13 protein-coding genes and 1 pseudogene are annotated in these 12,948 nt (G+C 61.8%); 7 read left to right on the top strand and 7 right to left on the bottom strand.

Going from position 1 to position 12,948, the window contains the following annotated elements:
* The first annotated feature begins 74 nt into the window (after window positions 1-74).
* The 6 genes from AC1MFL_RS21400 (at window position 75) to AC1MFL_RS21375 (ending at window position 5,431) form a co-directional block, all read left to right on the top strand.
* Window positions 75-392: a hypothetical protein gene (locus tag AC1MFL_RS21400; protein ID WP_479816033.1), complete on the top strand. Its 318-nt coding sequence runs from the start codon at window positions 75-77 to the stop codon at window positions 390-392.
* 321 nt (window positions 393-713) lie between these two features.
* Window positions 714-1,511, top strand: coding sequence for a TIR domain-containing protein (locus tag AC1MFL_RS21395; RefSeq protein ID WP_479816032.1), 798 nt, complete (start codon window positions 714-716; stop codon window positions 1,509-1,511).
* A 456-nt stretch (window positions 1,512-1,967) separates the two neighbouring features.
* A complete protein-coding gene (gene istA, locus AC1MFL_RS21390; RefSeq protein WP_330193817.1) occupies window positions 1,968-3,644 on the top strand; it encodes an IS21 family transposase in 1,677 nt (558 codons plus the stop codon).
* Window positions 3,641-4,543, top strand: a complete 903-nt coding sequence (gene istB / locus AC1MFL_RS21385; RefSeq protein WP_479816031.1) for an IS21-like element helper ATPase IstB — start codon at window positions 3,641-3,643, stop codon at window positions 4,541-4,543. Before istA ends, istB begins: the two co-directional genes overlap by 4 nt.
* A gap of 63 nt (window positions 4,544-4,606) precedes the next feature.
* The gene (gene mscL, locus AC1MFL_RS21380) at window positions 4,607-5,014 is read left to right on the top strand and encodes a large conductance mechanosensitive channel protein MscL (RefSeq protein WP_090584173.1); all 408 of its coding nucleotides are present in this window, start codon (window positions 4,607-4,609) and stop codon (window positions 5,012-5,014) included.
* Window positions 5,015-5,209: 195 nt separating this feature from the next.
* The gene (locus AC1MFL_RS21375; protein ID WP_330193862.1) at window positions 5,210-5,431 is read left to right on the top strand and encodes a hypothetical protein; all 222 of its coding nucleotides are present in this window, start codon (window positions 5,210-5,212) and stop codon (window positions 5,429-5,431) included.
* 180 nt (window positions 5,432-5,611) lie between these two features.
* Here AC1MFL_RS21375 and AC1MFL_RS21370 read toward each other — a convergent pair whose 3' ends face one another.
* The 5 genes from AC1MFL_RS21370 to AC1MFL_RS21350 all read right to left on the bottom strand — a co-directional run bounded on the left by AC1MFL_RS21370 (window position 5,612) and on the right by AC1MFL_RS21350 (window position 8,410).
* Window positions 5,612-6,004 (bottom strand): hypothetical protein, encoded by a 393-nt coding sequence (locus AC1MFL_RS21370; protein ID WP_479816030.1) that lies wholly within the window; start codon window positions 6,002-6,004, stop codon window positions 5,612-5,614.
* Window positions 6,004-6,180 (bottom strand): hypothetical protein, encoded by a 177-nt coding sequence (locus tag AC1MFL_RS21365; protein WP_479816029.1) that lies wholly within the window; start codon window positions 6,178-6,180, stop codon window positions 6,004-6,006. Before AC1MFL_RS21365 ends, AC1MFL_RS21370 begins: the two co-directional genes overlap by 1 nt.
* Before the next feature lie 5 nt (window positions 6,181-6,185).
* A complete protein-coding gene (locus AC1MFL_RS21360) occupies window positions 6,186-7,208 on the bottom strand; it encodes a zeta toxin family protein (protein WP_479816028.1) in 1,023 nt (340 codons plus the stop codon).
* Window positions 7,209-7,225: 17 nt separating this feature from the next.
* Window positions 7,226-7,705, bottom strand: coding sequence for a helix-turn-helix domain-containing protein (locus tag AC1MFL_RS21355; protein WP_479816027.1), 480 nt, complete (start codon window positions 7,703-7,705; stop codon window positions 7,226-7,228).
* 105 nt (window positions 7,706-7,810) lie between these two features.
* Window positions 7,811-8,410, bottom strand: a complete 600-nt coding sequence (locus AC1MFL_RS21350; RefSeq protein ID WP_479816026.1) for a recombinase family protein — start codon at window positions 8,408-8,410, stop codon at window positions 7,811-7,813.
* A 276-nt stretch (window positions 8,411-8,686) separates the two neighbouring features.
* Here AC1MFL_RS21350 and AC1MFL_RS21345 point away from each other — a divergent pair.
* A pseudogene (locus AC1MFL_RS21345) lies at window positions 8,687-9,734 on the top strand (IS30 family transposase).
* A gap of 562 nt (window positions 9,735-10,296) precedes the next feature.
* On the opposite strand, the gene AC1MFL_RS21340 reads toward AC1MFL_RS21345, so the two are convergent.
* Window positions 10,297-11,589: an IS256 family transposase gene (locus AC1MFL_RS21340; RefSeq protein WP_024366175.1), complete on the bottom strand. Its 1,293-nt coding sequence runs from the start codon at window positions 11,587-11,589 to the stop codon at window positions 10,297-10,299.
* Window positions 11,590-11,687: 98 nt separating this feature from the next.
* Window positions 11,688-12,917 (bottom strand): L-2-hydroxyglutarate oxidase, encoded by a 1,230-nt coding sequence (lhgO, locus tag AC1MFL_RS21335; protein ID WP_479816025.1) that lies wholly within the window; start codon window positions 12,915-12,917, stop codon window positions 11,688-11,690.
* Between the last annotated feature and the right edge of the window lie 31 nt (window positions 12,918-12,948).

The raw sequence follows: 12,948 nt of genomic DNA, 5'->3' as shown, positions 1-12,948 counted from the left end.
GGACCCCGTCCCGAGGGCTATGTCTTTTGGGTAGACCTGGCGAGCTGAAAACCCGCTCCGCTAGACTGAGTGCCATGGCTACCCACATTGATGCAGAGAAGATTGAACACGAGTTGCAGCAGCGACTCAGCAACCGTATGGACTCCGTGCGTGAACTGGTCAAGTCGAGGCAGAAAGTGGCCGACGCCCGCGACGCCCTTGGCGCGGCCGAAGATGAAGACGCGCGCCGCTACCAGGCGGCACTCACCGCTGGCTGGACCGTCGATGAACTGCGTTCGGCCGGCCTCAGTGAGCCGGAGAAGAAACTGCGCGTGCGGAAGCGCGTAACCCGTAGGAGCACGGCGACGCCGGAGGCATCGGAACAGACCGAACAGCCACAGCACCACGCATAGCCTCTCGCCCACATGTGCACAACAAAAGCTCTATCCTTCGGGCTTTTCCTGCACACATGATGGACGACAGGAACCAGCTGACCGCCTGCACACAACCGCCAGGTCACCACGCGCGGGAACCCCACCCACCGCAACCGGCGGATGTGCACAGCCTCCTGAAACTATCCCCATCCCGGCCCCTGATTGTCGCTGCTCCTGGTGCACCGTCAAGGGCGCTGCGCGTCACTTCGTGATGGGCCCCTGGCCCACCCGTGACCGCGCACCCTACGCAGACATTTCGGCCTTTAACGGGATGGGGAAAACACCGGATATTCTCTTCCCATGGATCACTCGCGAAAGCTGCAGCTTCTCCAGGAACAGATTGCCGCAGCCAACAATGGATCGCCCCAACACCTTACGGACTGGCGGAACCAGACCGAAGTTGTACTCCGGACGATCATGGGGGAAGACAGCAAGGTTTACAGCAGCTTCAAGGCAGTAAAGTACACCCCCGGTATCTACACCGAGAACACCGACTTTGCCCCTTACGTTCGCGCCGGTGTCATGAAGGCGGTCTCAGTACTCAAGGCAGCCATCATTGAACTGGAACTTCTCGAAGAGACTAAGCATGCCGAGATCTCCAACGCCGTCGAAGAGATCATCGAGGTAGAGGACAAGGGAGCTGGCACAGCAGGCCGGATCTTCATCGTGCACGGCCACGACGAAGCAAAAAAGTTTCAACTCGCACGTTTCCTGAGGGACCTCACAGGCCACGAGCCGGTGATTCTTCACGAACAACCCAACAAAGGCGCAGTCCTTATAGAAAAGTTGGAAACAAGCGCCGAGGGGACCGGCTTCGCCGTGGTACTCCTGACCGCCGACGACACGGGCAAGTCAAACAAGGAGAAGGACTACAAGGCCCGAGGCCGGCAGAACGTCGTTTTTGAACTTGGCTTCTTCATGGCCGCTCTGGGCCGCAAGAATGTCGCCGTCTTGATGGAACCGGGCATCGAGGAACCCGGAGACATCAAAGGCCTGGTGTACACCGAGCTTGACTCCGCAGGCGCGTGGAAGGCCGCACTTGCCTCAGAGATTGAGGAAGCCGGTATCCCCGTCGAATGGAAGGCCCTGAGGCGATAGGTTTACCGGGCCTTGCTGCCCACATCGGTTCGCTGGATTGCCGGCGCCCTGGTCGCCGTGTGAGGGCGGGGAATCCTTTCGCCCTCAGACACGCTGCCCCACATTAAGTCGCCTCACGACTAATTCCCTCGGTAAATCACTCCACCATCGGGGCGAACTTCGTCGGGCTGCCGAACCGTGGACCCTGGGCGGTCCTCCACAGTCCCGGAGCCGCTGACCTGGACACCGCGCACACCTTCGTTGATCAGCGTCCCTTCGATGTTCTTCGTCCCGAGTGAAACAGCTGTCGAAGCCAGCAGGGCTACTCCTCTGGCTGTGACAGGTTTATATGGCCCCGGCAGGACGGTTATTTCTGGCCCCACTTCATGACTCGCCGGGCACCTGTGGCGGTTATTTGTGGCCCCACCTTCAACGTTGGATTCATCACTGGATGGATGCGGCGGAAGGCTGGTCTGGATGGAGTCGAGAGTGGAGTTGTTCGCGCGGATTCGAAGGGACGCCCGGGTTGAGGGCCTGTCGGTTCGTGCGTTGGCGGTCCGGTACGGGGTTCACAGGCGAACGGTAAGGCAGGCGCTGGATTCGGCTGCCCCTCCGGAGCGTAAACAGAGGCAAGGCGTGTCCTGGAGGCTGGAGCCTTTTAAGGGCGCGATCGATGCGATGCTGATCGAGGACACGACGGCGCCGCGGAAGCAGCGCCATACTGCACGCAGGATTTTGGCCCGGCTCATTGAAGAGCACGGTGCGCAGGAGCTGTCGTATTCGACGGTGCGTGATTACGTAAGGGTCCGTCGGGCCCAGATTGATGTGGAGGCTGGCCGCCGGGTTGAGGTGTTCGTTCCTCAGGAACACGCTCCGGGTGCTGAGGCTGAGGTGGACTTCGGCGAGGTCTATGTCGTGCTGAACGGGGTGAAGACGAAGTGTCACCTGTTCATTTTCCGGTTATCGCATTCGGGCAGGGCCATCCATCGGATCTACCCGACCCAGGCCCAGGAGGCCTTCCTTGAAGGGCACATCGAGGCCTTCAAGGTTCTGGGCGGCATCCCGACTAAACACATCCGCTATGACAATCTCAGCAGTGCTGTCACCGCTGTGGTGTTCGGTCAGGGCCGGCAGCGCCGGGAGAACGACAGATGGGTGTTGTTCCGTTCGTTCTACGGCTTCGATCCCTTCTATTGCCAGCCTGGTATCGCCGGGGCCCACGAAAAGGGCGGGGTTGAGGGTGAGGTGGGCTGGTTCCGCCGCAACCGGCTTTCACCGATGCCGGTTGCTGACTCCCTGGACGAGCTCAACGACCGGATACGGGCGTGGGAGGCCCAGGACGAGGACCGGCGGATCAATGACAGGATCCGCACGATAGGCCAGGACTTCGAGATCGAACGGCCGTTCCTGGCCCCCTTGCCGCCTGAGGAATTCGATCCGGGTCTGGCGCTGAGCCCGAGGGTTGATAGGTCCTCCATGGTTACGGTCAGGATGGTGAAGTATTCCGTCCCGGCCCGGCTCATCGGCCGGAGGGTCCGTGTCTCGTTGAGGGCATCCGAGGTTGTGGTGTTCGACGGCCGCACCGTGGTGGCGAGGCATCAGCGGCTCGCCGCCCGCTCCGGCCAGTCAGTCCAACTGGACCACTATCTCGAGGTCCTCAAAACCAAACCCGGTGCTCTCCCCGGCTCCACTGCCTTGGCCAGGGCACGGGAGTCCGGGACGTTCACCAGCGCTCATGAGGCTTTCTGGGCCGCCTCCCGCCGGGTTAACGGCGACGCCAACGGGACCCGCGAACTCATCGACGTCCTGCTCCTCCACCGGTCCATGGATGCCCGAGACATTCACGCTGGAATCAGTGCGGCGCTGGGAGTGGGCGCGGTCAGCGCAGACGTCGTCGCGGTCGAAGCCCGCAGACATGCCACGGCATCTTGCCGGGGTGGAGCCAGTTCCGATCGTCATCCCGGTGCTCATGCTGAAGAGAAAGTGCAACGGGTTGTCAGTCTCACCCAACGCCGCTTTATGGACCCCGCCGCCGTCATTGCCGGGCTGCCCCCTGATGGCCGGCCCCTACCCTCAGTCCGCGCCTATGACGAGCTGCTGGCCAAACGCTCTCAACACCTCGAAGGAACCGCGTCAAAGGAGAATATGTCATGAGCCCGACCGCACCGGCGACCACCATCACCCCAACCCTGCGCCGGCGGCGCGGCCTGACTGAGCAGGCCGCGGTCGCTGCTGTGGACCAGGCCTGCCGCCGGCTGCGCCTGCCCACGATCCGCGGGGTCCTCGATGAAGCCCTATCCGTCGCGGGGAAGGAACAACTCTCCTACCAGGGCTTCTTGGCCGAGCTGCTGCTGGCCGAGTGCGACGACAGGGACCGCCGCTCCTCGATCCGCCGTGTGAAAGCCGCGAGCTTTCCCCGGGACAAGTGGCTCGGGGACTTTGACTTCGATGCGAACCCGAACATCAACCCCGCGACCATCCACACCCTGGCCATCGGGGATTGGGTCCGCAAAGGACAACCCCTCTGCCTGATTGGGGACTCCGGGACCGGCAAATCCCACCTGCTCATCGGACTCGGCACCGCCGCCGCAGAGAAGGGCTACCGAGTAAAATACACCCTCGCCACCCGGCTCGTAAACGAACTTGTCGAAGCCGCCGACGAGAAGGTCCTGGCCAAGACCATCGCCCGGTACGGCCGGGTGGACCTGCTCTGCATCGACGAGCTTGGTTACATGGAACTGGACCGGCGGGGCGCCGAACTACTGTTCCAGGTCCTCACCGAACGCGAGGAAAAGAATTCCATCGCGATCGCCTCGAACGAGTCATTCTCCGGCTGGACCAAAACCTTCACCGACCCGCGCCTCTGTGCAGCCATCGTGGACCGCCTCACCTTCAAGGGCACCATCATCGAAACCGGCACCGACTCCTATCGCCTGGCCCATGGCATCGCGCGTAAAAGTTCGGAACAGGCGAACAACCCCGCTGCAGGAACCCAAGGTCCCCGCAGAGGTGAATCCGACCTCATGCCACGGGCGCCTGCAGGCACTGGATAACTCACCACGAAACTTTCCCCAAAAGTATCCGATACGGCGTCCGCGTGGGGTAGTTTGATCGCTATGTTGACCGGATTCAAGAATTTCATCATGAAGGGCAACGTCGTAGACCTTGCCGTCGCCGTCGTGATTGGTGCCGCCTTTGGTGCCGTAGTCACGGCCCTAGTCCAAAGCGTTCTCATGCCGTTCATCGCGGCCTTGGTCGGATCTCCGAACTTCGATAGCTTCGCCGTCGTGACCCTCAACGGAAACGACATTAAATTCGGTGTCCTGCTCACAGCAATTGTTAACTTCGTGCTCGTGGCGGCAGCCATTTACTTCGTCATCGTCGTGCCCATGAACCACATGATCGAGCGCCGCAACCGGCGCCTCGGCATCAACCCGGACGTCAAGGAAGAAGCGGCCGAAGACCCCCAGATTGCCCTGCTCACGGAAATCCGGGATTCCCTACGGCAAGACCGCAGGGCCTAATCAAGTCGGCGGACCCAAATCCACCAAAATCCGCTTTCAGGGCTAAACCGCCGCCCAATCGCTTCGGCACGCTTACGTTCCGCAGAGCGATGCTCCGATAGCGTGTCTCCCAGCGGCGCAGGGATAAATCCCGGCGTTCGTGCAGCCGCAGGCTGGCTGTGCTTGTTTTCCGTCATCGATGAAAGGACATGAAAAGTGGCTGTTTCGATTGAATTGGGCAAGGCATTGGACAACGCCTACGAGAACTCGACTCTGGACGAGGTCCTGTCGGCCCCGCCCTCGGCTCTTGCCGGCCTGACCGAAAAGCACGACGAACTGCTTGCCGGTATGGGAATCAAAACCATCCGCGATCTGGGAAGCAATAAATACTTCGCTACGGCAGGTGTACTGGTCGCACTCTCCGGCAAGGTCGGGTAGTGGGTCTGGACTGTTAGCGCGTCTCACTGAAAAGGTCCGGCCCGGCGCACGCCAGGTCGGACCTTTTCCATTCCAGAATGGATTTCTCCCACTCAAGAGATCTGACATGCTAGCAACGACGGCGCCCCGACTCCATACCCCCGACCGGCATCTGCCGTTCCCCGGGCGATACAGGAACCCTTAGCCAACCGGTGCGAAAACCGTCCCGCGAGCCCGAGACCCACAACAACGTTCCGTGAACCTGGGGCCACTTTCAATCGCCCCTCTGGGGCCAAAAATACTTGACACAATCACTCCTCCCTGATCAACGTTCAGTGTTCCGTTGAGCGCTCCGTGAAAGGTAGCTGTCGCCTCTCGTTCAACATTTACGGTGCCGTTGATCGTTGCTCGGGCCTCGAAGACTGTCCCGGGCCTCAGCTGCACGGTGCCATTGATGGTTCCATAACTGGTGACCACAGCCCCGTTCTCGATGACCACCGTCCGGTTGACCTTTTCATGCAAGTCGCCTGACTCGGAGATAACAAGATCCTCGACCGGGACAAACTCACCGTTGCGGTATTCGTAGGACGACACTATTTCTCCTTGGTTACGATGGACTGCACATCTTGTAAGCGCCGGGCCGGTGTTCCAGGTGACGCCGCGCCATGGCATATCCAGCCTTCCAGCCGTGCGACTTCCTCTGCCGCCGGTGAGTCGATTTTTCCCCTGTTGATCTCTGCTTTGATGCGTTCGGAGAATGTGCCTTCCAATGTTGCTACCTCCCCAAGTCTTTGCCAGCCGGCGGTCGGCTATTGTGGCGTGCAGCTCGTGTTGTCGAGGCGGCACGAACGGCGGCAAGGGTGTCGCTGTCAACGAGCGGTCCGCCCGCCCTGGCGCGGCCCTGTGTTGTCTCCAGCTTGGGGCCGACGTCCTCGTCCGCAACGCGGTAAACCTGGTACTCACTAACGCATCCGTAGTCGGCGGCAATTGCCGCAGCGTTGGCGGCGCAGACGGATTCCGTGTCGCTCGGTTCGTTGAAAAGTGATGCCGGGAAAGACTGTGGAACCCAGCGGCCGCCCAGCTCGGCGTCAAGGCCGGCTGCCGTCCCGTTTTCAGCTTCGAGATAGCCGCGCTCCCAGCGGCCCATGGTGCGCGCCTCGCTGACTTTCTGCGTTGTCTCGACGTCGGCAACCAGCACGTCATAGCCGGCGGCTTGGAGGCGATCCAGCAGAATCCTGGCCTGCTTCTCGTTACCCAGGGTGCCGTCGATGATGACATTCATCCCTGACTCCAGTGCCTCGTTGCGTGCCTTCTTGGCGAGGATGGATGACTCCGTGTGGACCAGGGCTGCCAGCTCGCGCGGGTAGAACTTCTCCCCCGCTTCTTCAAGGGCGCGCACTTCGTCCGGCACCACGTAACTGTCGTAGCTTCCGTCCTGGCGGGCCTGTTGCAGCAGCTCGTCCTTGAAGTCGTCCGCGTTAATCGGCAGCCAGTGCTCGGGCTGCGTCCGGGTTGCCTGGATGAGGGCGGCCTGTGCGGTGGATTTTCCGGCGCCTGGAGGGCCGGCAAGGACAATCGCTTTCTTGTCGCGGCGGACCTCGGGGCGAGACTCTATGAAGCGTGCCAGGATCTCGTTGTGCAGCCGGCGGCGGTCCTGGCGCGGCTCACCTCGGCGGACGTTGAACCAGTCAGGGTTCTGGGCGGTCGCGGTCTTGCTCTGGGCGGTCAGCGGTCCCCCGTCGGCGCCCAGGCGCTCCAAGGTGGCGCGGTGCGCCGCTGCCTGGTCTTCGGTAGTCACGCTTTACAGCGTAGTCATCAGACTTGGGGGGCCTCGTCGGAGGCGTCCAGAATCTGGTCGTAGGCGTCGCCGTCGATGAGTCCTTCATCAAAGGCCCGACCAACTTCCGCGAACGATCCCGGAGTGTCCAGGTAAGGCGTGGACTCCCACTCGGCCGCAGCTGCGGCCGCGCCCTCGTTCTTCGCGTAGGGCCATGCTGACAGCTCGCGAATCATGGTGTCGCGGTCGATGTCGCCGGCCGCGAAGCGCTCTGCGATCTCGTATGGGCTGGCACCACTGAAACCATCGGGAACGGGCTTCACCCCTCTGGCCTCGGCCTGCGAGAGCAGCCGACTAATGGCCGGCTGGCTGACGCCCAGGGCGCGGGCGACTATGCGCTGGTCGGCAGTTTCCACGGCCGCGCGGACGTTCCTGATGTAGTCCAGGCCGCCCAGCTCGCGGCGCGCACGGGCGCGGCGGGCGTTGGCAATGGCACTCTCGGGGCTGGTGATCGTCATATCCAAACCTCCTTGCTATATAACCAATGTTATCACCGTTATAACTGAGGTTATAAGAGTCACTTCGACAGGTTCTCAGCCCAAAGACAGGCGCTAGGCGTTCTGCTAGTTCTCGGCAGTCAGCGTCTCCGGCGGCCGGGGCGGCAGGTATCGGTAGAGGCTGGAGCGGGTGATACCCGTGGCCGTGACTATTTCGGAGATGGACTGATTCTCGTGGTCGCGAAGGTGTTCGGCGTAGGCGAGTTTCGCAGGATCGACCACGCTGGGCCGGCCTATCCTTTTGCCCTTGGCGGCAGCAACGGCACGCGCATGCGCTGCGCGTTCGATCGCGTAGGTTCGCTCCATTTGTCCGAAGAGTGCAAGCATCACGACTGCCAACTGGGACATGGGATCCTCCGGATTAGCGGAATCAACGCGGATCGGGTCGGCCAGGTTCCGGACTCCGACGCCGCGGCTTGCCAGGTCGTGGATGAGGTTCAGGGTGTCCCGGACGGTACGGCCCAGCCGGTCCAGGGTGTGCACCACGATGACGTCCCCCTCGCGGGCCTGGTCGAGTGCTTCTTGCAGTCCTGGTCGGTTTGTGGTGGATCCGGATTTCTTGTCCAGATAGATATGTTTGGCGGGGATACCCTCGCCGCGCAGTGCGTCGATCTGGCGGTCAAGGTCCTGTTTCGCGGTCGAGACGCGCGCGTATCCGATATCCATGCGAACACTGTACCGATACTTATTCTGCACGACCCGCACGGGACGTCTTAAAGAAGATAGTTATGGAACGAAATCTGGTAGCTGTGACTTTCGGCGATAAATGGCGGTTTTTTCACAGCGCTATTTGGCGTGGTCCGGCCAGTGAATACTGGCTTCCAAGGGAGCCACCTGTCGTGCGCTTCAGAGCCACCTGCCCAGAGCATGGATCGTGTCGTTCAGAGCCACGATTGGCGGGCGGTGTCATAGCCTCGTAGCAACAACCTTCGGTGTGAACAGATGGAGTTGCCCGTGGGGCGTAGGACATTGACGTTTGCTGATCGGGCGGACATAGCGGTCGGAATCAAGGCGGGGCAAACCGACCGGCAGATTGGCGAGGAAATCGGCCGCCACCACACGGTCATCTGGCGGGAGCGCCAGCGGAACTCCACGAAGACCCGCGGGTACCGCCCGCTCACCGCTGACGCGCGGGCGCAGAAGCGGCGGGCACGGCCACAGGAACGGAAAATCGACACCGCTCCGGTCCTCGCGGCCCGGGTTCGTGCGGATCTGTTCCGTTCCAGGACGCCGCGGCAGATCGCCGGCCGGTTGCTTTTGGAGGCCACAGACTCCAGCGTGGAGACCATGACGAAGTCTCCCGATGCCCAGGGCCGCACGGTCTCCCATGAGGCCATCTACCGGTGGATCTACGCCCTGCCCAAAGGCGAACTCGCCAAGGAGGGAATCCTGCTCCAGTCCAAGCGCACCCGGCGCAAGCCCCGCAAACCCCTGGGTGAACGGACCGGCGGGCGGATCATCGGCATGGTCAGCATCGATGACCGCCCCGAGGAGGCTTCTGACCGGCGCGTGCCAGGGTCGTGGGAAGGGGACCTGATCATCGGCAAGGGCGGCAAATCTGCCGTCGCAACCCTGGTGGAACGCCATAGCCGGTTCCTGATCATGCTCGGTCTGCCCGAGGGCAAGAAGGCTGCGCCTCTGGCCGATGTGCTCATCGACCGGGTCCATGACCTACCGGCGCTGATGCGCGGTTCCCTGACCTGGGACCAGGGCACCGAGATGGCCCCACCACGCCGCGCTAACCGTCGCCACGGACCTGCCCGTGTACTTCGCCCACCCGCACTCACCCTGGGAGAGACCGACGAATGAGAACACCAACGGGCTCATCCGCGAGTACCTGCCCAAGGGCATTGAGCTGACCAGCCACCAGCCCTTCCTTGACTCCATCGCCGACGAACTCAACGACCGTCCCCGGGCTTCCTTGGGCTACTTCACCCCGCGGGAAATATTTACCAAGCTACTCAACGAAGATGTTGCTAAGACGGGTTGACACCGCCGCGTGGTTGAGAGCCACCTGAAAAGCTCCTCCCACCACGTGATGGCCACGTGGTGGGAAGAGCCCCGATACCACTGGTTGTGGCGTACTGTCTCAGCACTGGAGATCACTTCCGCGAACGCGGCGCTGGCACGCTCTGCGGAACCACCGAAGACTCAGTGCAGAAGCGGTGACCACCCCTCGCGGGAGCGCCGGCCACGACTGGGCGCCACGCCCCGCAACCCGGGCAAACGACCAGCTGCCAGGGCGTCGACACGGACACAGTCAACACAGCGGCTTCACGCTTGACGGCCACGACCTGGACGTCCAGACCGAGTAACACATCACAGCGGGGGCAGGGATCGGTAGCAGGCGCGGGGACGCACCCAGTAGCGTTAGTCAACGTCGAGGTTCTCGGGATGGATCAGCTTGCTTGGTCGCTACTGATCACCGGGGACCTCGACCTCTATCCCGTTGAAATCATCCCGCGAGTCTCATAGCCCACCGAATGTCCCAAGAACCCCATTAACTCCTTAAATCGGGACTATCTCATAAACGGTGTATCCGGCGGTTTGTTTTAGTAGTTTTCAGCTGCCGGGAATCGGTCGCTGAAAGTGATGGCGAAGGCGTTCAAAGCGGGCTTCCAGCGCATTGTCCATCGGGTCCTGCCGGCACCGGTCGGATCGAGGGATCGGGTGACCAGATACAGGCACTTTAGCGCAGCCTGCTCGGTCGGGAAATGACCGCGTGCCTTCACGGCCCGCCGGTACCGGGCGTTCAACGATTCGATCGCGTTGGTCGAGCAGATCACGCGCCGGATTTCCACGTCGTAGTCCAGGAAGGGGATGAACTCCTCCCAAGCATTTTCCCAGAGCCGCACGATCGCCCCGTATTTCCTGCCCCAGCGCTCCGTCAGCTCCTCGAACGCTGCCCGGGCCGCCGTGGCGTTCACGGCTGTGTAGATCGGCTTCACATCCCGTTTGAGCGCATCCCAGTCCTGCTTCGAGGCCAGCCGGAAGGTGTTGCGGATCAAGTGGATGATGCACGTCTGGACGGTCGTCAGCGGCCACACGTTCGCCACGACCTCGGGCAGGCCCTTGAGCCCGTCGCAGACCAGGAAAAAGCTGTCCTTCACGCCGCGGTTCTTGATGTCGGTGAGCACGCTCATCCAGAACTTCGCGCCCTCCCCGCCAGTGCCGGCCCACAGGCCCAGGATGTCCTTCTCCCCGGCCAGAGTGACACCAATAGCGGCATAGACAGGGCGGTTGGCGACCTGCCCGTCCCGGACCTTGACGACAATGGCGTCGATGAAGATCGCCGCGTAGACCTCATCCAACGGCCGGTTCTGCCACGCGGCCATCTCTTCAAGCACCCGGTCGGTGATCCGCGAGACCGTCTCCTTGGACACCGAGGCGCCGTAGATCTCGGCGAAATGGGCGCTGATCTCCCCGGTCGTCAGGCCCTTGGCGTAGAGCGAGAGGACCATCTCATCGACCCCGGTCAGCCGCCGCTGGCGCTTGGCGACGATCTTCGGTTCGAACGTGCCCTCCCGGTCCCGCGGAACATCGATCTGCACCGGGCCGGTCGTCTCCGTCAGCACGGTCTTTGACCGGGTGCCGTTGCGCGAGTTGGCAGTGTCCTTGGCCGCCGCATCGTGCCTTTCATAACCGAGATGCTCGGTTAATTCCTCATCCAGCGCGGTCTCGATGACGGTCTTGGTCAACTGCTTGAGCAGCCCATCAGGGCCGGTCAGCGCCAGGCCCTGTTCCTTGGCCATCCTCACCAGCTCACGGGCGGCATCGACCTCGGAAGTGTCTGTCAGTTTTTCAACGGTCTTGGTACTCGGCACAGCCTCAAGTGTTGCGGCCATATCGGGCTCCTCCCCGCCAGGCTCACCGCCCGGCGTGTCGAGCCGGATACACCGTTATTTACACAGTCCCCTTAAATCCAGCGCTTCAAACCAAGTGATTACTTCTGCTTGGGTTTGTTGTTCAAGGAGTGTTCCCGAATGGCGCCTTCTACGATGTGTTCGGCGATGGCCAAGGAGGATGTCGCGCCTGGGGAGGGGGCGTTTCGGATGTGCGTGACGTGGCCTTTGTGTTGGATGACAAAGTCGTCGACAAGCGCTCCGTCTTTCGTCAGGGCTTGTGCGCGGATGCCGCGGGTTGCGCGGGTTGCGTTCGCCTGGGCTAGGGAGGGTACGTATTTTTGTGCTTCTCGCAGGAACCGTTTTTTGGAGACAACCGACTGAATCTCTCGGGCTGCTGTAGGAAGGTTGCGGGCGGCGAACTTCCAGAACCCGGCGTTCGCCATGGTCTCTGCGGTGTCCTTCGGGCTGATTCCCAAGCCGCTGTAGATTTCCCGGGAGAAAGATAGGAAAGCATTGGGGCCGACCATCATTTCTCCGTCGATACGCTTGGTGAGATGGACGCCGAGGAACGGATACTTCGGGTCCGGTACTGGATAAATTAGGCCCTTCACATGCTGACGGTAGTCGGGCTCGAGCACGAAGTACTGCCCGAAGAAGGGCACGATGCTGGGGTCGTCGGATCCTCCGGAGGCTCTGGACAGGCGGTCGGATTGAAGTCCGGAGCAGATGACAGCCAGATCAAAACCCTGTTGCCCACGGTCAGTGTGGACGGCGGCCCCGGAGGTAGTGTTGGTGACCTTGTGGACCTCGGTGTTCAGACACAGGGTCCCCCCGGCTGCCAGCACTTCGTCAATGAGGGCTTGGGTGACCTTGAAATAATCGATGATGGCGGTGTGCGGGGAGTGGAGGGCCGCGCGTCCCACCGCGTTGGGCTCGACCTCGCGTATGCCGACCGAGTCTAGTAGCTTCACACCAGGTACCCCGTTGGCTGTAGCGCGGGCGTAGATGTCCTGTAGTCTCTGCTCCTCAACCTCATTGAGGGCCACGATGATTTTCCCGCATTCCTCATAGGCGAGGTCATGCTCGGCGCTGAACTCCTGTAGGAGGGTGACGCCGCGCCGGCATAGACGTGCCTTTAGCCCACCCGGCTCGTAGTAGAGCCCGGCGTGGACCACCCCGGAATTATGACCAGTCTGGTGGGCCGCCACCTTAGCCTCTTTCTCGAACACGGTTACGGCAGATCCCGGAAACCGCAAGGTGAGTTCTCTGGCGACAGCAGCACCTATGATTCCTGCGCCCACCACGGCGAATGACTGGTTGTTTGACACTGGTACCTACCTCGTTCGGGGAGTGAAGTGG

This window comes from Arthrobacter sp. BG3, from assembly GCF_056680185.1.
Note: the sequence above shows the minus strand (reverse complement) of the source record. Positions and strands in the feature narration are given on the sequence as shown.